18 protein-coding genes are annotated in these 21513 nt (G+C 70.7%); 2 read left to right on the top strand and 16 right to left on the bottom strand.

The window, feature by feature from the left end; genetic code table 11:
- Positions 1-14: 14 nt before the first annotated feature.
- The 6 genes from AB8A24_RS34985 to AB8A24_RS34960 form a co-directional block, all read right to left on the bottom strand.
- Entirely contained in the window at positions 15-1247 is a 1233-nt protein-coding gene (locus AB8A24_RS34985; RefSeq protein WP_369478515.1) for a hypothetical protein, read from the bottom strand.
- 309 nt (positions 1248-1556) lie between these two features.
- Positions 1557-2840, bottom strand: coding sequence for an MFS transporter (locus AB8A24_RS34980; RefSeq protein WP_369478498.1), 1284 nt, complete (start codon positions 2838-2840; stop codon positions 1557-1559).
- 105 nt (positions 2841-2945) lie between these two features.
- Positions 2946-3860 carry a TauD/TfdA dioxygenase family protein gene (locus tag AB8A24_RS34975; protein ID WP_369478497.1) on the bottom strand — a complete coding sequence of 305 codons (915 nt, stop codon included), beginning with the start codon at positions 3858-3860 and terminating at the stop codon, positions 2946-2948.
- Between the two features lie 48 nt (positions 3861-3908).
- The gene (locus AB8A24_RS34970) at positions 3909-4883 is read right to left on the bottom strand and encodes a quinone oxidoreductase (protein WP_369478496.1); all 975 of its coding nucleotides are present in this window, start codon (positions 4881-4883) and stop codon (positions 3909-3911) included.
- A 117-nt stretch (positions 4884-5000) separates the two neighbouring features.
- Entirely contained in the window at positions 5001-6053 is a 1053-nt protein-coding gene (locus AB8A24_RS34965) for a 3-keto-5-aminohexanoate cleavage protein (RefSeq protein WP_328960474.1), read from the bottom strand.
- Positions 6054-6389: 336 nt separating this feature from the next.
- Positions 6390-7412 carry an AraC family transcriptional regulator ligand-binding domain-containing protein gene (locus AB8A24_RS34960; RefSeq protein ID WP_369478514.1) on the bottom strand — a complete coding sequence of 341 codons (1023 nt, stop codon included), beginning with the start codon at positions 7410-7412 and terminating at the stop codon, positions 6390-6392.
- Positions 7413-7578: 166 nt separating this feature from the next.
- On the opposite strand from AB8A24_RS34960, the gene AB8A24_RS34955 reads away from it, so the two are divergent.
- A complete protein-coding gene (locus tag AB8A24_RS34955) occupies positions 7579-9072 on the top strand; it encodes a long-chain fatty acid--CoA ligase (RefSeq protein WP_369478495.1) in 1494 nt (497 codons plus the stop codon).
- A 123-nt stretch (positions 9073-9195) separates the two neighbouring features.
- On the opposite strand, the gene AB8A24_RS34950 is transcribed toward AB8A24_RS34955, so the two are convergent.
- Complete coding sequence (locus tag AB8A24_RS34950) at positions 9196-10893, bottom strand: carboxylesterase/lipase family protein (RefSeq protein ID WP_369478494.1); 1698 nt, start codon at positions 10891-10893, stop codon at positions 9196-9198.
- A 164-nt stretch (positions 10894-11057) separates the two neighbouring features.
- Between AB8A24_RS34950 and AB8A24_RS34945 the strand changes: the two genes are divergently transcribed.
- A complete protein-coding gene (locus AB8A24_RS34945; protein WP_369478493.1) occupies positions 11058-12038 on the top strand; it encodes a MerR family transcriptional regulator in 981 nt (326 codons plus the stop codon).
- A 98-nt stretch (positions 12039-12136) separates the two neighbouring features.
- Here AB8A24_RS34945 and AB8A24_RS34940 read toward each other — a convergent pair whose 3' ends face one another.
- The 9 genes from AB8A24_RS34940 to AB8A24_RS34900 form a co-directional block, all read right to left on the bottom strand.
- Positions 12137-13006 (bottom strand): hypothetical protein, encoded by an 870-nt coding sequence (locus AB8A24_RS34940; protein WP_369478492.1) that lies wholly within the window; start codon positions 13004-13006, stop codon positions 12137-12139.
- Positions 13003-14856, bottom strand: coding sequence for a GMC family oxidoreductase (locus tag AB8A24_RS34935; protein WP_369478491.1), 1854 nt, complete (start codon positions 14854-14856; stop codon positions 13003-13005). The genes AB8A24_RS34940 and AB8A24_RS34935 overlap by 4 nt, the downstream gene beginning before the upstream one ends.
- The gene (locus AB8A24_RS34930) at positions 14856-15266 is read right to left on the bottom strand and encodes a hypothetical protein (protein WP_369478490.1); all 411 of its coding nucleotides are present in this window, start codon (positions 15264-15266) and stop codon (positions 14856-14858) included. The genes AB8A24_RS34935 and AB8A24_RS34930 overlap by 1 nt, the downstream gene beginning before the upstream one ends.
- Before the next feature lie 390 nt (positions 15267-15656).
- Positions 15657-16721, bottom strand: a complete 1065-nt coding sequence (locus AB8A24_RS34925; protein WP_369478489.1) for an NAD-dependent epimerase/dehydratase family protein — start codon at positions 16719-16721, stop codon at positions 15657-15659.
- 125 nt (positions 16722-16846) lie between these two features.
- Positions 16847-17134, bottom strand: coding sequence for a hypothetical protein (locus AB8A24_RS34920; RefSeq protein ID WP_369478488.1), 288 nt, complete (start codon positions 17132-17134; stop codon positions 16847-16849).
- 102 nt (positions 17135-17236) lie between these two features.
- The gene (locus tag AB8A24_RS34915) at positions 17237-17986 is read right to left on the bottom strand and encodes an MBL fold metallo-hydrolase (RefSeq protein WP_369478487.1); all 750 of its coding nucleotides are present in this window, start codon (positions 17984-17986) and stop codon (positions 17237-17239) included.
- A 105-nt stretch (positions 17987-18091) separates the two neighbouring features.
- Positions 18092-19072 carry a helix-turn-helix domain-containing protein gene (locus AB8A24_RS34910; RefSeq protein WP_328960462.1) on the bottom strand — a complete coding sequence of 327 codons (981 nt, stop codon included), beginning with the start codon at positions 19070-19072 and terminating at the stop codon, positions 18092-18094.
- Positions 19073-19281: 209 nt separating this feature from the next.
- A complete protein-coding gene (locus AB8A24_RS34905) occupies positions 19282-19782 on the bottom strand; it encodes a hypothetical protein (RefSeq protein ID WP_328960461.1) in 501 nt (166 codons plus the stop codon).
- Positions 19779-21032, bottom strand: coding sequence for a molybdopterin-dependent oxidoreductase (locus tag AB8A24_RS34900; RefSeq protein WP_328960460.1), 1254 nt, complete (start codon positions 21030-21032; stop codon positions 19779-19781). The genes AB8A24_RS34905 and AB8A24_RS34900 overlap by 4 nt, the downstream gene beginning before the upstream one ends.
- Between the last annotated feature and the right edge of the window lie 481 nt (positions 21033-21513).

The raw sequence follows: 21513 nt of genomic DNA, 5'->3' as shown, positions 1-21513 counted from the left end.
GCCGCCGGCGCCGACTACTTGATCAGCGCGGTCCAGTCCGGTACCTGTGCCGGGTCGAGCATGCGCAGCTGGCCCAGGACCTTCGGGTCCTGGGCGTCGGGCCAGTCCGCCAACTCCCGGAACGACACGCAGCGCACGTCCTGGCGCGGGCAGACGTCCTTCATGACGTTCTCGACGGCCTTCATGTAGATGCCGCCGTTCCAGTCCTCGAAGTGGTTGCCGATGAACATCGGCGCCCGGCTGCCGTTGTAGACACGGTTGAAGCCGTTCATGTACGAACCCCGGACCTGCGCCTGCCACCCTGCGAACTTCGCCGGGTCGCCCTGGGTGCTGTCGCCCGACTGGTTGTAGAGGAAGTTGAAGTCCATGGAGAGGACCTGCACGTCTTTGCCCTGCAACGGCACCAGCTGGAGGGGGAAGTTCCAGATGCCGTCCTGCTTGGACGGCCACAGCTGGAAATCTCCCGAGGAACTCGCGTCGTAGCGCCAGCCGTAGGGCTTGATCGCGGTCAGGAGGTTCTGCTGACCCTCCAGGCACGGGGCACGGCCGCCGACCACCTCCCGGTCCGGGTCGAAGGGCAGCGGCGCCTCCTTGGTGAAGCCGGTGTTGGTCTTCCAGTTCTTGATGAACGAGTACGTCTGGTCCGTCTCGCTCTTCCATTCGGTGGGGCTCCACTCCCCGCCGCCCTTGGGCCCGCAGAAGTGCCCGTTGAAGTGCGAACCGATCTCGTTGCCGTCGCTCCAGGCGCCGCGCAGCTGTCCGAGGGTGGACTTGATGTGCGGGACGGTCGGGTACGAGATGGCGGCCGCCCCCTCGCTGTGCTGCGGCGGGTGGTAGAGCGTCTTCTTGCTCTCCGGCAGCAGGTAGATGCCCGTGAGGAAGAAGGTCATGTGAGCCTTGTTCTCCCGGGCCACCTGGCGGAAGTGGGAGAAGAGGTGGTCGTCGCCTTCCAGCGCGCCGTCCCAGGAGAACACCACGAACTGCGGTGGCTTCTCACCGGGCTTCAGCCGCTCGGGCTTGAGCTGTCCCGGCTGCGGTCCGGTGTAGGAGGTGGAGCCGTCTCCGAGGACCTTGACCTTGCCGTCCCAGACCTCCTCCGTTGCCTTGGCGGCGGCGGCCCCGTCCGCCGCAGCGCCCGGTGCCGCGAGATTCGCGTCTCGCTCGGTGGTCCCGGAGGGGCCCGCCATGAAGGCGTACGCGGTGGCGGCGGCCGCGCCCAGGGCGATCACGGCCACGCCTATGCCCATGCGCCTGCGGTTCTGTGCCTTCCTGCGGACGTTGCGGCTGCTCCGGGATTCCGTCCGGGTGCCTGCAGTGGCTTCGGTGTCGGCCATCGAAATCGTCTCCCCCTGCTCACCGCAGCAGGGCCGCGCGTGGATGGTTCGTACGAATATAGAACTTGTCGGCACTCATCCCGCACCCCCAGCCCCTCCCGCACGACGCTTCACAGCCAAATCACAGCTACGCGTCGTCCTTCGCGGGGCACCGGGTTCCAGCCGTTCTCGTCGAGCGCGTCGGTGGTGAGGTAGCCCTCCGGCACGGTTCGGTGGTACCGCTCATGAGGACACCTCCGTCTTCCGCGGCTCCGCCACCGGAGCGACCCCGGTCAGACGACGCATGTCACGGTCGTAGGAGCGGCGGCCGATCAGGAACGCCGCGGTGGCCCCGATCGCCACGAGCGGGACGAGCCGGAACGCGCCGAGCAGACCGAGCCGGTCCGCGAGCATCCCCGTGACCGCGGGGCCGGGGGCGAGTCCGAGCAGGCTCTGCGCCAGCGTGAGTGTGGCGAACGCCGTCGCGGCGATGGCCGCGGGGGTCAGGTTCGCCACCATGGCGGCCCCCGGCCCGGCCGTTCCGGCGCACAGCAGGGTCCCCAGCCCCAGCACCAGCAGCTGCACGGGGCCGGCCGGCAGGCGGAACGCGGTCAACAGCAGGACGAGGGAGCCCACGCTGCAGCTGATGGCGACGGTCCACTTGCGGATCGGGGCGCGACGGCTGATCCGGTCCGAGGCGATGCCGCCGGCGATCATGCCGATTCCGATCACCAGGGCGAAGAGCCCCGCGGTCGCACCGGCCTTCGCGGTGGGCATGTCGTAATAGCGGTTGAAGTAGCTGGGCAGCCAGGCGATCAGGGCGCCCGCGATGAACAGTTGCAGACCGCTGCCGATGTAGGCGCTGACGACCGAGACGGAGGAGAACAGCCGCGGGAGGAGCACGCGGAGACGGTCGCCTTCATCCGTACCGGCCCCTTCCTCCGCCGGATCTTGTCGTGGGGCCGGCCGCTTCTCCCTGACCACCACGGCGTAGATGCCCGCGAGCACCAGGCCGAAGGCGCCCATCACGCCGAACGCCCAGCGCCAGCCGTACGCCTGGGCCACGGCGCCGCCGATGGATATGCCGAGGACCGAGCCGAAGGCCCCACCGGCGATGAAGGCCCCCGAGAGCGTCGCCCGTAGGGCGCGCGGGAAGACGCCGAGGACCACGGCGATGCCGACACTGCCGTACGCGGCCTCGCCGATGCCGACGAAGAGCCGGCCGACGAACATCTGGTCGTAGCTCGCCGCCACCGCACAGCCCAGGGTCGCCAGGCTCCACATCGTGGCCGCGATGACCAGGGACCTCACCCTGCCCCACCGGTCGGCCAGCAGCGAGAGCGGGAGGGTGAGCAGGCCGACCGCCAGTGCCACGATGCCGCTGAGGGAGCCCAGTTGGGCGTCCGAGAGCAGCCAGTCGGCCTTCAGCATCGGGAAGACGGCGTTGAGGACCTGCCGGGACATGTAGTCCGAGAGCAGGAGTCCGAAACTCAGTGCGAATACCACCCAGGCGTAGCGCCGGGACACGGGCCACTCCGAGGAACCGGAAACGGTTCTGCCCGGGGCGGGTTCCGCAGTGGTGAGAAACCCCATTGTCATCACCTCAACTGCTCTTGGCGGAAAGGGAAAGGGTCAGAACGGTCTGTCGCCGACGATTCCGGCGCGCTCCATCTTGCGGACGGCGGGCCAGTAGTCCTGGACGGCGTAGTGCTGGGTGGAGCGGTTGTCCCAGATGGCGACGCTGTTCGGCGTCCAGCGCCAGCGCACCTGGTACTCGGGGACGGCGGCCTGGCTGATCAGGTAGTTCAGCAGGAGGCCCGCGCCGGGGGCGTAGTCGCTCCCGAAGCGCACGTTCCCAGGGGTGTGGTAATTGACGAAGTGCGTGGTGAAGGCGTTGACGAAGAGGATCTGTTCGCCGGTCTCGGGATGGGTGCGGACCACCGGGTGCTCCGCGTCGGGGAACCGCGCTGCCAGCGCGTGACGCTTCTCCTGTGGCATGGCGGCGCCGAAGGTGGCCTCGATGCTGTGCCGGGCCCGCAGTCCCTGGATCTGTGTCTTGATGTGCTCCGGCAGCCGGCGGTGGGCCTCGGCCATGTTGACCCAGATCGTGTCACCGCCCACCGGGGGCGACTCGATGCAGCGCAGCACGGCGCCCATGGGCGGGTTCTCGCGCCAGGTGGCGTCGGTGTGCAGCGCGTTCTCGTAGTGCTCCGGCGCGCTGTCCAGGTCTTTGTAGATCCGTACCAGGCCGGGGGTGTCGGGGTCGCTGCCGGCCACCGGGTGGTCCTCCAGCGGGCCGAAGCGCTCGGCGAAGGCGACGTGTTCGGCCCGCGTGATGTCCTGTTCCCGCAGGAACAGCACCTTGTACTGCAGGAGCAGGGCCTTGATCTCGGCGAACAGGTCGTCGTCGCGGACGGCGTCGCCGAGGTTCACTCCGGAGAGTTCGGCGCCGATGGTGCAGGCCAGGGGCCCGACCTTGACCGAGCGCCGGGAATGGGCGCGCACCGACGCGGGTGCGCCTTCCAGCGAAGAGACGGTCTTTTCCATGGTGCTTCCTCCTGGAGAGGGTGGAGACGCGCGTGCTGCGGCAGCGGCTCAGAGGACGAAGACGGACGATCCCGTGGTCCGCCCGGACTCCAGCTCGCGGTGTGCTCGTACGGCGTCGTCGAGCGCGTAGCGCTGGTTGATCTCGACGGCGATGCGTCCGGAGGCGACGTGGTCGAAGAGCTCTCCCGCCAGCGATGCACGCTCCGCAGGGTCGGCGATGTAGTCGGCGAGAGCCGGCCGGGTGACGAACAGGGAGCCGCTGAGCGCCAGTTGCATGGCGTCGATGGGCGGGACCGGCCCGGACGCCGTACCGAAGCAGACCAGCAGACCGCGGCGCCGCAGCGAGGCCAGCGAGGCGGCATAGGTGGACCTGCCGATGCTGTCGAAGGCGACCGGGACGCCGACGCCGTCCGTCAGTTCGCGCACCCGCTCGGCCACGTTCTCGCGCCGGTAGCGGATGACGTGGTCGCAGCCGTGGGCACGGGCGAGCTCGGCCTTCTCCTCGGTGGAGACGGTGCCGATGACGGTCAGCCCGAGCAGCTTGGCCCACTGGCAGACGATCAGGCCGACACCACCCGCCGCCGCGGTCAGCAGGATCGTGTCCCCGGCCTTCAGCGGGTGGATCCTACGCAACAGGTAGGCGGAAGTGAGGCCGCGCATGGTCATCGCGGCGGCCGTCTCGAAGCCGATGCCGTCCGGCAGCCGGATCAGGGAGTCGGCGGGCATGACCCGTTCCGTGCTGTAGGCACCGATCGGGCTTCCGGTGTACGTGACCCGGTCTCCCTCGGCGACATGGGTGACGCCTTCGCCCACCGCCTGGACCACCCCCGCGGCCTCGACACCCAGTCCGGCGGGCAGCGGTGCGGGATACAGGCCGCTGCGGAAGTAGGTGTCGGCGAAGTTGAGTCCGACGGCCTCGTGCCGGATCCGTACCTCGCCCGGGCCGGGGTCGCCGACGACGACCTCTTCACGGCGCAGGACGTCGGGACCGCCGGTCTCCTTGAAGCGAATGGCGTGAGCCATGGGCGTGCTCCGTTGTTCGTGTGAGGTGGGGAAGAGAGGAAGGGGCCGCCGGTGCCGGGGCCCCGGCAGCCCCGTGGGTCCGCGGCCGCGCGGCCGCGCGGCGGTCCCGTGCCGCGATCAGACGACGCGCAGCATGGGCCCGCGCTGACCAGGACGGCGGTTCGGCACCATGCCGAGACGGGCCAGCGTCTCGTCGGCCCCGGAGTAGGACTCGCCGAGCTTGTAGATCTTCTTGGCCTCGGCGCCCGTCGCGATGTCGCGGCCGAGCGCCTCGGAGATCTGCACCATCTGCTCGATCTGCTCGACGGTGGTCATGCGCTCGCCCTTGCGCCGCCACAGGTTGTCCTCGTTGCCCACGCGCACGTGCACACCGAGCGCGATGCCGATCGCGTTCATCGGCGCCACCGCGCGCATGGAACTCTCGATGGTGAGGACGGCCCCGTCCGGGGTGCGACGGACGAACTCGATCAGGTCTGCCGGGTGCCGGCCCGCGAAACCGCCGCCGATGGCCACGTAGTTGAGGATCAGCGGGCCGGTGTGGACGCCGGCCCGGATGAGCCGCTCCACGGATTCGAGCTGGGCCAGCGTGGCGAGCTGGAAGTGCGGCTGGATGCCGTTCTCGCGCAGGCGCTCCAGGTGCTCCAGGTAGAAATCGGGGCCCGCCTCGACGACCATGTCGCGGTAGGCCTTGTAGTACTCGGGCTTCGCGATCGAGGTGCCTGCCAGGTCGTCGTCGGTCATGATCTCGACGATGTTCATCTGGCTGGTGTTGATCGCGATCGTCACCTGGTCCGGCGCGGGGTCGAGGTCGGCCAGCAGGTGGCGGGTGTCGTAACTCAGCCACTTGGCCTCGCTGCCCTCGTCCTCCGGAGCGAACGAGATCGAGCCGCCGATCTGCAGGACCATGTCCGGCACGGCCTGACGCAGCCGGCCCAGCAGCTCGTTGAACATGGACATCCGCTTGGAGCCCTTGCCGTCGAGCTCGCGTACGTGGATGTGGAGCACGGTGGCCCCGGCGTTGTAGCAGTCCACGGCCGCCTGTACGTGCTCGTCCATCGTCAGGGGGAGGTCGTCGGCGTCGCCGGGCAGCCACTCCGGCCCGTAGGGAGCGGCCTGGATCACCAGCTTTTCCTGGTTCTCCGGGAAGAGTGAGTCGTCGTGGAAATGCACGGTCCGTCTCCTTCGTGCGATCGGTGATCACTCGCCGGAAGCATCGCCGCGTGCGATGCGAGGGGCTGGGATGTCCGGCGAGGATGGATGCGGGTCACCGGGGACAGCGGGCGCATGGCGGCCCTCGTACGATCGACCGGTCCGGAGGAAGCGTGCATAGGGGAACCCGCTCCCGTCCGGCGGCCGACCGCGTCTCTGCGGTGGTGCCAAGGTAGGGGCGGGCAACGGTGATCGCTTGACCCTCAGGGACAGAAAATTTGTCATTTGGGGACATCGGGCCGTGCCGCGTGGGGCCGGGCACGGCTCGGCTCGGCCGAGCCCGTCCCGCCCGCTATCTCAGTCCTGGCCGGGGGGCCGGGGTCGGCTCCTGGCCCTGCGCCATGCCCGGGGGCTGCACCCGAACTGCTCGTGGAACCAGCGCGAGAAGCCGCTCAGCGACGAGAAGCCCAGCAGGTCGGAGATCTCCGTGAGTGAGCGCCGTGGGTTCGCGACGAACTGCTCCGCGAGGTGCCGGCGGGTGGCGCCCAGGAGCGAGGAGAACGTCTCGCCCGAGGCGGCCAGGTGCCGGTGCACGGTCCGCCGGTCGACGCCCAGGCTACGGGCGACCTGCTCGATCGAGCAGCGCCCCGTCGGCAGCAGGACCTCGATCAGCTCGCGCACCCGATCCGCGGCGGTGGTGTCCCTGGGCACGGTGATCGCCTCGAAGTACTGGTGCGCGTACTCGCGCAGCAGTGGATCCGCCATCGCGTTGGGCGCGTCGAGATCGCCCGCGTAGAAGACGATGCCGTCGAACTCGCGATCGAACTCCACGATGGGGCCGAAGGCCCGCCGGTGCGTCGAGACGTCCGCCGGCGCAGGGTGCCTGAACCATACGGAGAGCGGCTGCCATCGGGTGTGCAGGAAGTCGCGCAGGATCCGGTGGTAGGCGGCGACGGCCAGCTCCGTGGCCTGCCGGGTGTCCATCACTTCGCCGAGACGCAGGTCGACCTTCAACGTGGCCAGCCCGTCCCCCTCGGACAGCCGGGTGTCCAGGACCTCGTTGTACATGTGCTGGTGGCGGATCAACAGCCCCAGCGCGCTCCGCACATCGGGTTCCTCACGGACGACCAGACTGATGGGGCCGAGGTTGGAGAAGCGCCGGAACTCCGCCATGAGCAATCCGAAGTCCTCGTGACCCGCGGCGGCTGCCGACAGTTCCAGCACCTGGACCGCGGCGGAGCCGGAGATCCACCGGTCCTGGACCGCGAGGGCGGCGGTGTCCAGGCCCACGCGCTTCATCAGCGGCTGAGGGTCGATACCGAGCGACCGACACAGCTCGACGTAGCCGCTGAGGGCTGCGGTGCGGACCAGGGGCCTCATGTGCACGCTCCAAGACTGTCCCGAAAAGAAAAGTCCCATGTCACGCCAGGACAAGCACGGCGATGACTGGGCAACCTAGCATGGCGCCGTTCGCCGGCCCGGTCCGCCCGATCACGCACGCGCGAGCTGACTTCGAGGACGAGACGAACCCAAGGAGATTGCCGACATGACCAACCTCGCCACGTTCCTCGTGGACTCCGCCGGGGCCCAGGGCGATCGCATCGCCCTCCGCCACGACGACAGCACGCTCACCTACGCCCAGTTGGACGACGCGAGCGCCAGAGTCGCCGCCCTCCTGCGCGCCCGCGGCGTCCGGCCCGGCGACCGCATCGCGCTGACCATGCCCAACGTGCCGCTGTTCCCCGTCGTGTACTACGGCATCCTGCGGGCCGGCGGCGTGGTCGTGCCGATGAATCCGCTCCTCAAAGCCCGTGAGGTGGCCTTCACCCTGCGCGACTGCGGGGCACGGATCGCGCTGGTGTTCCCTCTGTTCGCGGACGAGGTCGTGAAGGCCGCCGCCGAGACCGGAACCGAACACCTGGTGACCGAGCCCGCGGACTTCGACGACATGCTGCGGGCCCACGAACCGGTGCCCGGCGTCGTCGACCGCACCGATGAGGACCCGGCCCTCATCCTCTACACCTCGGGCACGACCGGGACGCCGAAGGGGGCCGAACTGTCCCACCGGAACCTGGCCACCAACGCCGCCACCGCGGCCGAGACGCTGCTTCAGGTCGGACCTGACGACGTGCTCTTCGGCGGACTGCCCCTCTTCCACGCCTTCGGCCAGACCTGCGCGCTGAACACGGCCGTCGCCGCCGGCGCCACACTGACCCTGTCGCCGCGGTTCGAGCCGCAGCGCGCCCTGGAGATCATGGCCCGCGACGGGGTCACCGTGTTCCTCGGTGTGCCGACGATGTACGCGGCGCTGCTCCACGCCGAGCTCCCCGAAGGCTTCAGCGCCCGTGGGCTCCGCCTGGCCGTCTCGGGCGGCGCCTCGCTTCCGGTGGAGGTGCTGCACGGCTTCGAGCGGCGCTTCGGTGTCACCGTCCTCGAAGGATACGGACTCTCCGAGACCTCACCGGTCGCCGCCTTCAACCACCCGGACCGCCCGCGCAAGGCGGGCTCGATCGGACAGCCCGTCCGCGGAGTCGAGATGAAGCTCGTCGCCGAGGGCGGCGGCGCGGTGCCCTCGGGAGAGGTCGGCGAGATCGCGATCCGCGGCGAGAACCTCATGACGGGCTACTGGAACCGCCCCGAGGCCACGGCGGAGGCGGTCCACGACGGATGGTTCCACAGCGGTGATCTGGCGCGTGTCGACGAGGACGGCTGCTACTTCATCGTCGACCGCAAGAAGGATCTGATCATCCGCGGTGGCTACAACGTGTACCCGCGTGAGGTCGAGGAGGTGCTGTACGCGCACCCGTCCGTCGCCGAAGCCGCCGTCATCGGCGTGCCGCACTCGTTCCACGGCGAGGAGATCGCAGCGGTGATCGTGCTCCGACCCGGTACCGAGGCCACGGCCGAGGAGATCCGGGAGTACGTCAGGGACCGGGTGGCGGCGTACAAGTACCCCCGGATCGTCACCTTCACGGCCGAGCTCCCCAAGGGCCCCACAGGCAAGATCCTCAAGCGGGAGATCGTGGTCACCGGTCGGTGAGCGAAGTGCCCGGGGGCCGTCGGCAAGGACCGCGACCCCGCCGACGTGAGCCGGGCGCCCGTGGCTGACGGGGCCGATCAGCTTCCGCGCCGGGGTCGTCCTGGTCCTGTACGCGAGGCGGGCTCACCGAGGCAGGCGGTCCCAGAACGAGCAGTGGTGTGCGGAATACGCATCGACGGGGTGGATTCCGCCTGCTCCGGGAGCCAACGACTGCACTGGCCGCGCGAGAGGTGACGAAGGGTGGAGGAGCGGCCAGAGGGGTGCGTCGGAGGCGTTCGGGTTGCCGGTGCGAGCGAAGTCCGTCCAGTAGTCGACCATCCGGTCCGACAGGGCGCGCTGGGCGTCGGTCAGCGGTCGCTCGGTGGGGAAGGAGGAGAACAGGAACGGCATCTCGAAGCCGTGCGCCGCACCGTAGGGGAAGCCCTGGTTCGCCGGCAGACCGGTGAGGACAGGAGCCTCCGGATCGCTGAACTCGTAGCCGTAGAGCGGGAGGGCAGGGGCATGAGTGGAGAAGGCTCGTCCGGCCGCCAGTGTGGTGCACGCGAGGGATCGATCGGTCAGCACCGTGGCCCAGGCCAGTGCGGGCGTGGGGTGGTGTGCAGCCGGATACTGCGCCTCGACGGCCGGCGCGGCGGGCCCGAAGGCGTCCACCAGACGGGCGCGATAGTCGCTCTCGGTGCGGATCGGGAACGCGGCGAGCGTCAGGCCGACGAACATCCGCATCTCATCGTGGTTGGTGCCCAGGATGACCGGCACGCGGTGGAAGCGTCCCGATGCCCATGCCCGGTCCGGTGCCACGGGCAGCAGCGCGTTGCCGAAGGCGGGCCGGTTGAAGGACTGCATCAGCTGCGCGGTGGCGAGGCGATCCGTGCTCTGCCCGCGCAGGCATGTCAGCACCTCGGCTCCGTCGTCCGCCGGGCAGCCCAGTTGCCGGGCGGCTTCTGCACCGGCCGTCAGGACATCGTGCTGTGAGGCGAACGGCTCGTACGCCGGTGTTCCGGGTCCGAGAGCGCCGCGCGGGAACGACATGAGGCAGGAACCGCTCTGGAGTACGGCCCGCTGGAAGAGTCCGACGGCCGTCGGAGAGGTGAGGTGTGCACAGATGCTGAGGGCGCCCGCGGACTCACCGAAGAGCGTGACACTGCGCGGATCACCGCCGAAGCGCTCCGCGTTCGCCCGCACCCAGCGCAGGGCTGCCTGTTGGTCCGCCAGGCCGAACGGAGGGGCGGAACCCAGCCCGGGGTGGCCGAAGTAACCGAAGATCCCCAAACGGTAGTTGACCGTGACGACGACCGAGTCACCCCGGACGGCCAGCTGTTCGGCGCTGTAGTCACTGCCGGAACCGCCCAGGAACGCACCACCGTGCATCCACACCAGCACGGGCCGCTTCTGTCCGGCCGGCTTCGGGTTCGGCTTCGGCGTCGGCACGGTGACGTTGAGGTAGAGGCAGTCCTCCGATCCGAGGACCGCGCTCGCACCTGGTGTCGGCATCTGGACGCAGCGTTGAGCCGCCGTCGTCGCATCCCGGACACCGTGCCACGTGGCGGCGGGCACGGGAGCGCGCCAGCGCAGCGGTCCCGTCGGAGGCGCAGCGTAGGGAATGCCGTCGAAGGTGGTGTACGCGCCGCGTGACACACCGCGTACCAGGCCGTGATCGGTTCGTACGACGGTACCGCTCTGCCACGCGGAATGCGGGGCACCGGGTGGTGCGGCGGCGGTCGCCGGCACGGCGGTGGCGGTGAGTAGTGCCACCGCCGTGCAGAGCACGGGGAAGAGCGCCCGACGGATCCTGGCTCTTCGGCATGGACGTGGTGCTGTCATGGTCGGGGACATACCCACCGCTCTTGGTCGGGGACGGGATCGGACACGGCCGCGCGAGGCCGCTCGGGCCGGAACGAGGCCTGAACGGTGGGGGGCTGGTGCGGACCGACGCGGTCGGTGCTCAATACGCTAGGACCTCCCGCGCGCTGGAGGTTCAAGAGGCTGTGACGCAAGACACGTGGAGCATCGGTGAACTCGCGGCCGGAACGGAGGTTCCGGTGAAGACCCTCCGCTACTACTCCGACAGCGGTCTGCTGCCCGTGGCCGGCCGTAGCGCCGGTGGTCATCGGCGCTACGGTCCTGAGGCGTGGGAGCGGATCCGTCTCATCAGACGTCTCAGGGCGCTGGACACCCCGATCGCGACCATCACGCAGGTGGTCACCGGTGAGTGCTCCCTCGGTGAACTGGTGGCGACCGAGCTCGAAGTGGTGCAGGAACGACTGACCGAACTGCGGTGGCGCCAGGCAACGCTCAAGGCCCTGGACGACTGCACGAGCGAAGAACGGCTCCGGCGTCTGGAGATCCTCTCCCGCGTGCAGCGGCTCCCACAGGCGCACCGCACTCTCACCGATCACTGGTACCGCGAGCTGTCCGCGGCCATGCCCGAGCGCCGACTCGACATCATGATCGCCATGCTGTCCCCCGCCCCACCGCAGGATCCCGATCCCGGTTCGGCCCTGGCCTACGCGGAGCTTCATCTGCTCATCGCCACGCCCGGTTTCACCCGCTGGACTCAGGACCACGACGAAGAGATGAGGGACGCCCCGGCCTTCTACGGGGAGATCGACGATTCTGCCGCTCTGACGACCGCCGCTTTGGCCCAGGGTCTCCCGCCCGGCGCCGGGGATGCGGTGAACGCATTCGTGTCCGCCCACGCACGAGCCCGGCGGGAGTCGGACACCCCCGCCTTCCGCGCGTACCTGCACGGGCTGGTGTCGAGGTCATCCGGCTTCGACCCCCGCCTGGAACGGTACTGGGCCCTCGTCGGCACCGCCACCGGCGGGCGCGTGCTGAACATGACGGTGGCTCACCGATGGCTGACCGACGGACTGTCGATCTCGATATCGGGGAATGAGCCTGCGGCGTCGAGGGGCCCGATCTCCAAGACACCTGCAACTGGGCACGAAACCCGAGGGATGTGGTGACGGCGAAGCCCTCGTCGTCAGGACTGAGCGGGTGGGGCCGTCTTGCGGCCCACCGCCGACCGATTCTCCGGGTCCAGGGGGAACGAGGGGCCAGGCCGTCAGAGGCGTGGTCCCGTCGGCAGGTAGTACGGGCGGTTGTGGGCGGCCACCGGGGGGGACTGGAACGTCCAGGCGCCGACGGCCGGTGGTTCGTCGCCGAGGAGGGCGCGGATGCCGCGGCCGAGCCCGCCGTCCGGGGAGTGAAGCGCCAGACGCGCGCGATCCGAGTGTTCCGGGGCAGCCAGGTCGTACCAGCGATACGGCTGGTACACGTTCATGGGGCCGGCGAGGAGCCGGCCCTCGTGGTCGGTGCCGTAACCGGTGATCGGGGCTGAGTTGGCGGCGACGGCGGTGAGGCCGTCCAGCTCCGCCGTGAGGTCCAGCAGCGGGCGCGGGTCCTTCTCCAAGGTGTCGTCCGGGCCGATCGCGGCCGCCCTGCACCGTACGGTCCAGGTCTTGCCCTCAGGTCCGTTGAGGGACGGCAGGCCGACTTCGAACCAGCCCGGGTACTTGGGTTCCGCGTAGAGCTCGCGCCCGGCTCTGATCGCGAACGGGTTGTCGCACACGACGTGGACGCGGGCGATGCCGAGCAGCTTCGTCTGGTCCCAGCCCTGGGCGTACTGGGCGTAGCCCAGGCGCGGCAGACGGCCTTCCGAAGCCGTCGGGAAGGCGATGACGTTGAGCTCGATCTCCTGGGTGACTCCGCCGCCGAACGCGTACTGCGCGAAGTACAGTTGATAGTTGAGCGAGACCAGCGCCCGTCCGTCCTCGAACGCGGCCGCGGTCAGATCCGGGTGGTGCTCGGCGAGCAGTTCGCGGACCGGCCCGGGGTCCACCAGCCAGTCGACGCCGATCTGGTGCAACGCCCCGTAATGGAAGGGGAGCCGAAAGGGCTCGGGTACGGGCGGCAGGGGCAGGTGTGCGGTCATGCCGAGCCTCCTCGGGGCGGTGATGTCATGCTGATCGCGGGGGATGCCAGGGGCGAGGCCAGGGACGCCGGGCGGTCGCGGGCGGCCAGGTCCGCCTCGATCCGCTCGGCACTGCGCAGGGCGAGCGCGGCCATCGTCAGCGTCGGGTTGGAGGTGGCCACCGAAGGCATGCTGCCGCAGCCGACCGCGTACAGGCCCGGATGGTCCCAGCAGCGCTGCCAGACGTCCACCACCGACGTGGCGCGGGAGTCGCCCATGATGTGGGTGCCGGCGGCGTGGCCGGCGCCGCGGTAGCCATAGGTGCGGCCGTGGTACTCGAAGCGGCCCGGCCAGGCCGCCACCGGCGCGTAGTCGGTGTGGTCCTCGGCGCCGAGCAGAGCGAAGATCCGCTCCGAGACCGTCAGGGCCGCCGCCATCCCTTTCTTCACGTGCTCATCGAGGTCGTACGTGACGAGGGGGAGGGGCAGTCCCAGCGCGTCGCGCTCGTGTGGGTGGAGGGTGATCCGGTTCGCCGGATCGGCGCCCTGTTCCATCTCGAACTGGAGAGTGAACTGGCGGCGGATCCGGTCGCCGACCGCCCGCCGCAATTCCGTCCCGAAAAGCCCCCGTTCGGTGACGAAGTGGTCCACGTCCGTGTCGACGGGTCCCCTTGCCCAGACCCAGCCCCATGTCCCGAGTTCGACGCGGAAGGGCGCCCGCAGTCGGCGCGCCGCCCCGGTGCGGAAGCCCTCGAAGCCGGAGACCGAGCCGGGGCCACGGTACGGCCCGGTGTCCTCGGGCAACAGGCCCCAGGTCAGCAGGACCGGATGGTCCATCAGATTGCGTCCGACCTGGCCGCCTGCGTCGGCGAGCCCGGAGAGGAGCAACAGCCGGGCGTTCTCCACGGCGTGCGCGGCGAGCACGACCACATCGGCGTGCGCGACGGAAACCCTTCCGTCGTACGTGCGGTACTCCACGCCCGTGGCGCGGCCCCGGCCGTCGACGAGGACGCGGCTCACGACGGACCGGTCCCGCAGCGTGACGGTCGTGCTCCAGCGGCCCTGCGTCTTGAGCGGGGTGTACTTCGCGTAGGAAGGACAGTGCGGGATGCAGGTCGCGTTGCCCACGCACCGGCTGTCCGGGTCCGGCCGCCCGCGCCGTCCTCGCGGCACGTAGCCGCGTCCGCCGTCGTACCGGGGGTCCGGGACGCCGTTGCGCGCGTGTGGTGTGCCGACCACCCTCAGCTCGACTTCGCGCAGGGTGACGGGGTCCTTGACGCGGCGCCCGTCGAGGCGCGCCGAGAGCAGACGGTCCACACGTGCGGCGGGCAGGGGCCGCATGGGGAACACGTAGTCGTCGGGAAAGGGCAGACCGACGTGCTCGCGCTGTTCGTCGGCATCGGCCGCCACCCCCAACTCCTCCTCGGCCGCCCGGTAGTACGGCTCCAGTTGGTCATAGGTGAGCGGCCATCTCCGCCCGTATCCGAAGGACTCGGTGTCGAAGTCCTCCGGGAGCATGCGCGGCGCGAGGCCGGTCCAGGCGTTGCCGGTGCCGCCGTTCACGCGGACGTATCCGCTGGCGTACGGGAGCGGGCCGTCCTGCCGTAGGTGGCCGGACGCCTGGAAGCCGGGAGTTCCGTCCGTGCCGATGAGGTCGGTGACCTCGGGCCAGGCAGCTGCCGGATGGGCCCGGTAGGGGGAGCTCGGCACCTCTGCGGCAGCCGTGGTGAGCGGGTCGGCGGTCGGTTCGTGGCGGTGGGGGCCCGCCACGCCCGCCTCCAGGACCAGGACCCGTCGGCCGTGCCGGCCAAGCCGGTGCGCGACGAGCGAGCCCGCGACACCGGCGCCGACGACGATCACGTCGTACCCCATCACAGGCCGCGCCCTTCGATCCCGTCACCCGGACCGGACCGGTCGGGGGTACCGGCCCAACTACCGTACCCTTGCGGCTCGGTGGCGGGAGCCTTGAGACCGGCCGCCTTCCACACCAGTGCCTCGGCGTAGGCGCGCGAGGACACCGCCATCGACGGCGGACCCGGCCAACTGCCCGTGTACCAGAGGTACGTCACGGCGCGGGCCGCCTCACGAAGCTCGCCGTCCATGGAGTCGTCCGGTTCGCGCAGTTCGTGCAGCAGCCGGGAGTACGGGCCGGCGCCGAGTCGTTCCGCGGCGACCGCCCGGTACGCGTCGGTCAAGCCGGTGGCTTCCAAGGCCGCTCCGTCGAAGCCGGTGAGCCGTGCCGACAGGGCGGTGAAACGATGTGTCTCGTCTGTGATGCGCACGCGGGCATCGGTGCCCGGCCGCCCGCCGGTCCAAGCTCCGCGCCCCCGGAAGGGCTTGATTCGGTCCCCGGGCGCTCCCTCCTGGGGCCGGCGGCGTGCGACCTGGCGTTCGACATGCGTCCACACGACAACCTGTTCTGCGCGGAGCGGCGTTCGGTGTCGGAAGGGCGTCGTCTGTCGCCGTACCTCGGTCGTCGCGGACCGGACCGGGCGGCACCGGGCGGCACGGGGCGGACCGGGCCGGTGATGGACGACCGCCCGGCGGGGAATCGCGGGCGCCATCGTCGAGCTGCCGCTCAGCATGGTGAGCCGGGAGGTGATCTGCGTGCCGTCGGCGTAGGAGGTGTAGGCGGTGCGGATCCGGCCGAGGACGTCGGCCGGATCCCGGGTTCAGCCGGTCACACCGGCCGAATCGCGCTGGCCGGCCCGCGCGAACTCGGTCATGCCGTCGGCGAAGCCGACCGTCGGACGCCAGCCCAGCTCCGTGCGCAGCCGGGCGGAGTCGGCGGTGATGTGCCGTACGTCGCCGAGGCGGAACTCGCCCGTCACCACCGGGGCGGGTCCGCCGTGCGCCGTGGCCAGCGCGGTGGCCATCTCGCCGACCGTGTGGGGCTCGCCGCTGCCGGCGTTGTACACGGAGAGTACGCCCGCCCGCCGGGCACCGACCGCCTCCAGCGCCACCACATCGGCCGCGGCCACATCCGTCACGTGGACGAAGTCCCTTCGCTGCGCGCCGTCCTCGTAGACCCGGGGCGCCTCGCCCCGGGCGAGCGAGGAGCGGAAGAAGGAGGCCACCCCGGCGTACGGGGTGTCGCGCGGCATGCCCGGCCCGTACACGTTGTGGTAGCGCAGCGACACCGCCCGACCCTCCACGCACCGGGCCCAGCTGGCCGCCAGGTGCTCCTGGGCCAGCTTCGTCGTCGCGTACACGTTCCGCGGATCCGTCGGGGCGTCCTCGCCGACGAGGCCCGGCGCGAGTTCGGCTCCGCAGTCAGGGCAGCGGGGTTCGAACCGGCCCGCCGTCAGGTCCTCGGTCCGACGCGGCCCGGGGCGTACCGTTCCGTGCCGTTCGCACGTGTACCGGCCCTCCCCGTAGACCACCATCGACCCGGCGAGCACGAGCGCCCCCACACCGGCGGCCGCCATCTCCGCCAGCAGCACCGCCGTCCCGAGGTCGTTGCAGCCCACGTAGGCGGGGGCGTCGGCGAAGTCCTTGCCGAGGCCGACCATGGCCGCCTGGTGGCACACCGCGTCGACGCCGCGGAGCGCGGCTCTGACCGCGTCGGCGTCCCGTACGTCGGCGCGCACGAACTCGGCGGCGGGCAGCGGCGGCGTGCCGGGGTGGGCGGCGGGGAGCAGGGCGTCGAGGACGACGGGCTCGTGCCCGCGGGCCGTGAGGGCGGAGACGATGTGGGAGCCGATGAACCCGGCCCCTCCGGTGACGAGTACGCGCATGCTCCGGACGCTACGCAGTGCGGAGCCCGCGGAGGGTCTCCCACGCGTGCACGTAAGACTTCCGTCATACGGGAGGGCCGGGAACGCCGACCGGGGCGTGACGGCCGGGGGCTTCCGGCGGGAAGTCAGTGGTGACCGAGGTGGTCGTGGTCCTTCCAGATGCCGTCGCCCGGCATGTCGAGGCGGGCGGTGAGCGGTCGGCGCCACGGGGGAGTGGAGGTGGGTTCGCCCCAGTAGTCGGTGACCCGTACGGCCCGGCCGTCGCCCAGCTCGGCGATGGTGACGTTGCGGTAGAGGCGGCCGTCGCCGTAGTCGCAGGTCCATTCTGCTCCTTGGGCCGGGAGTGGGAGGTGCGGCTCGCGGTCCGCCATATGGGCCAGGAGCGCGTCGCACTTCGCGTGCGTGAGTGTCACTCGAAAGGGGTGGGCTATTCGGCGGAAAACGGCGGCAGTCGCGGAATGGTCGGTCCCGCGCGGGACGACGGCTTGAAGGGAGCCGTAAGCGAATCGCCTGTGTCAGCTCTTCGTGCGGCTTCGGAGACGCCCCCGGGAGTGGAGGCGGGCCAGCCGTCGCTCTTCGAGCCGCGCCCACCGGCGGACGCGCTCGGGGTCCAGCGGTGTGCCGTGGCCGACGTGGAGGCGGCTGGGGCCGAGGTCGAGCATGGCGCGCAGGCTCGTGAGGTTGCCCAGGGGGTCGTCGTGGAAGGGCGGGTTGGCCGGCTTGCCGGGGATGAGGCCCATGAAGGAGTTGGCGACGAGGTCACCGGCGACGAGGTCCCCATCATCGGTGAGAACGGAGACGGAACCCGCGGTGTGCCCCCGGGTGGGCATGATCCGGCCCCCGAGCCCGAAGTCGGACAGGTCGGTTTCGCCGCTGATCAGGATCCCGGGTTCGAACGGGTCGGCCCGGACGTGGAGTTTCCTGTTCCTGTTCATCAGTCGGCCCATGGGTCCCGTCGGTAGGTACGGCATCAACGGTCGGCCGGTGCGGAAGGGTTCGAGGTCGGCGGTGTGCCCGGCGACGGGTGCGCCCGTGAGGCGGTGCAGTTCCGCTGCGGAGCCGAAGTGGTCGATGTGGCCATGGGTGATGACGATCAGGGCGAGGTCGGCCGGGTCCACTCCGTGAGCGGCGATCCGGTCGTGGATGAGGCGTGCGCTGCCCGGCGTTCCGGCGTCGACGAGGACGGGGCGTCGGCCCAGCAGCAAGTAGGCGTTGACCGCGTGCTTGCCGAGCACCGGAATCGGAATGATCTTCGTGCCGGACATGATGGCCTTTCGTATAGGGGCCGGGCGCGGGCATGCCTCGGCATCCGCCGGCCGCAGGCAGGGCCGGGCGGGCGGTAAGGGTGGTCGGTGGCGGACGGGCCGGCTTCAGCGGAAGCGGCGGCGGTATTCGGCGGGGGTGGTCCCCAGGTGCCGTTGGAAGCACCGGTGGAGGGTCTGCAGGGAGCCGAGGCCGCTGGCGGTGGCCACCTGGGGCAGGCCGGCGTCGCTCTCCTCGAGGAGGCGCCGTGCGGCCTCCAGCCGGGCCGACTCCACGTAGGCGGCGGGCGTGGTGCCGGTGCGCTGCGCGAAGAGCCGGGAGAAGTGCCGCGTGCTGAGGCTGAGGCGCTGGGCGAGAGCGTCGGCGGAGAGGTCGGCGTCCGGGTGTTCGGTGATCCACCGACGGAGTTCGCCGATGCGGTCGTCGGCGGGTGCCCGGACGGAGAGGGGCACGCTGAACTGGCTCTGGCCGCCGGAGCGTTTGACGTACATGACCATCATGCGCGCGGTGGCGAGCGCGAGAGCCTGACCGTGGTCCTCGGCCACCATCGCCAGTGCCATGTCCATTCCCGAGGTGATCCCGGCGCAGGTCCACACCGGACCGGAGCGGATGAAGATCGGATCGGGGTCCACGTCGACCTCTGGATGCGCGGCGGCCAGTTGCGCCGCCGTGAGCCAGTGGGTGGTGGCGGTCCGGCCGTCCAGCAGGCCGGCCGCAGCCAGCAGATGGGCGCCGGCGCACACCGATCCCGTGCGCCCGGCCCGCGGTGCCGCCGTACGGAGCCAGTCGGTGACCACCGGATCGACGACGGCCCGGACACCACCCCCTTCGGGGTGGGCGACCGCCCCGGACACCAGGAGGGTGTCGACGCGGCCGGTCACCTCGTCCAGCCGCAGGTCGGAGTGGACCCGCAGGCCGCTGGAGGTGGCCACCGGAGCGCCGTCCTCCGTGGCGACCTGGACGGAGTAGCCGGGGGACCCGCCCTCGGAGACCCGGGTCGCGACCGAGAACACCTCGGCAGGTCCTGTGATGTCCAGGAGTTCCACGCCGGGGAAGGCGACGATGACGACGCGGTGGGGTGCGGGCATGTACCGATCCTCGCTCCCCTGCCCTGGCGTCCGCAATGACGAGGTTCTCTCGGATCCGGCCATCGTCTCGGCCGGGCGCGGGGACGCCGCGGCCGAGGAGCTCGGCCGGCCCACGCCGGGTGGCGGCCAGGACGACCCGCTCCACCGGCTCCAGGCCGCACCCCGGGTGCGGTTCCCGGGTGCGGTTCCCGGACCGGCGGGCGAGGACGTCATTTCGTCGCGCTGCCGCGCCCCTGCCGCTGATCCCGGCTCCAGCGCCAGGTCCGTACGACCAGGACCACGGCCGAGGCTGCGAACAGCGCCGCGGTGATCAGCAGCCAGCGTCCGAGGAACCCGTCCGCCGGAAGGGCGGTCGCCGCGGTGTAGTGACCGACCTGGCGGAAGACCAGCGGCCACCAGACCAGCAGCAGAACACCGGAGGCGAAGGCGGGTACGCGGACGTGGTTCACGCTCACCCGTGGTGCGGGCCGACCGTCGCTCCGCCCCCGGGGGAACAGCGCTTGCACCGCCCGGTCGGTCACCGAGTACAGGGGCAACAGGACCAGGTCGTGGAGGAGGGCCGCTCCGACGAACCACAGGGCCACTGCGAAGGTGTCCCCCTCGAACAGGCGCAGACCGGCGTAGACGGCGAGGGCGAAGGAGACCAGTACGAGGAGCAGGTGCAGGGGGGAGGCGCCGTAACGACGCCGGAAGCCGGCCGGGGCGCTCATCCGGTCTCTCCGAAGGTCAGGCGGGTGACCCATTTGGTGTTGTGGACTCCCGGAGCCCCCGCGACGATGGCCCGCGCCGGGTAGCCGTGGTCGGCGGAGAGGGTCGCCCCGTTGACGCGGACGGCCAGGAGGGATCGGCTGTCGCGGACCTGGTTGTCGCTCAGCACGGCCGAGCGGAACGAGCCGCCGCGTTGCACCGACTCCACGAGGACCTCGGGCGTGTTCACACCCGGCCCGACGAGCGCGGCCAGGTCGGTGAGCCGGACGCCGCCCCATCGCTGGTCGGGGGTCGACCAGCCTTCCACGCATGCGATGGGCAGGGCCGACTCGTGCTGGGGCATGGCCAGGAGCTGCTCGTACGTCAGGTCGACCTGACGCCCCGGGCCGCGTACGGTCAGCCGCCAGGCGCGGCCGACGTCGCTGGGCCGGATGCCGACCGAGGCGGCGGTCTTGTTGATCTGGAACCCGTTCGGGCCCGAGCCCGGCTCCCGGCCGTGAGGCGCCAGCAGCGCGGTGTTCCGCCACCATCCGCCGATGCTCTGTCCCGCCGTGACCACCAGCAGTGCGACGGACCCGAGCCCCACCATGGCCAGGGCGCCCCGGCGGGAGATGGTCGGCGCCGCGGGGCTCGGCGCGACCAGCCCGAACGCTTCCTCGCTACCCGCCGCAGGTTCCCCGAGTCGCGGCCGTACGGCCCGCAGGGCCCTGGGCAGCCGGAAGGCCACGTGGACGACGAACGCGCCGATGAACACCCAGGCCCCGTAGAAGTGCAGGGTGTAGAAGGAGCCGGGGAAGATGTAGTGGAGCTGGACGTTGAGGATGCCGGTGACGAACTCGAAGCCGGCGCCGCCGACCAGCAGGAGCAGGGACAACCGCTCCAGAGCGTGGCTGATCGAGCGGATCGGTGGCCACTCGAACAGCTTGGGAATGACCGACCACAGCTTCGCCAGCAGGACGGGCACGAGGACGATTCCCAGCGTCACGTGGATGCCCTGGGTGAGCCGGTAGAGCCAGTAGGGAGAAGTGGGCCAGGAGAAGAGGTAGAAGCCGAGCCATCCCTTGTTCGGCGTCTGGTCGTTGACCGCCGCGAGATCGGGGTTGTAGGCCGCGTACGACAGCAGGCCCGTCACGAAGAGCACGGAGATCCCGAACAGCAGGACCAGCCCGAACACCGCAGTCAGCCACGGACCGCGGAGTGGACTCCGCCAGAACCGCGGACGAGCCGGCCCCGGGGGCGGGCCCGCTCCCAAGGCCGTTCTCCCGGCCTCTCGCAGCCGCGTCAGCGGACCGGACCGCACCTTCGTCGGGGCCGGCTTCCGGGCGCCGGGAGCCCGACCGGGCGGAGGCCCGGCCGCAGGAGGGGCGTCAGGCTTCTCCGGCTCCTTGCCCGATGGCGGTGGCACGTCGTCCGGCCGGTCCTGCCCGATGCCACTCGCGCCCATCGGGCACCTCCATCGACCACCGATTTCTGCTTTTTCTGCCTATTGCGCCAGCCAGAAGAACATGCCGCACCGGTGCCGCACCTGCTCCGGCGACACGCCAAATGGGAGGAATCCCCACAGATCGGCGGCCACCGGATCACTGGACAGTCTGTCCAGCTTGGACTTATAGTCCGAGCATGGGGAATGTCGAAGACCCGCAAGATGCCCGTGTGCGGCTGTGGGCGCCGGTGGCCCAGGCCGTTGCGCTGCTGCTCGGCCCGTACGCGGAGGTCGTCCTGCATGATCCGGA

Origin of the sequence: Streptomyces sp. BF23-19, assembly GCF_041106355.1 — a bacterium.
Taxonomy (GTDB): Bacteria; Actinomycetota; Actinomycetes; order Streptomycetales; family Streptomycetaceae; genus Streptomyces; species Streptomyces virginiae_A.
Note: the sequence above shows the minus strand (reverse complement) of the source record. Positions and strands in the feature narration are given on the sequence as shown.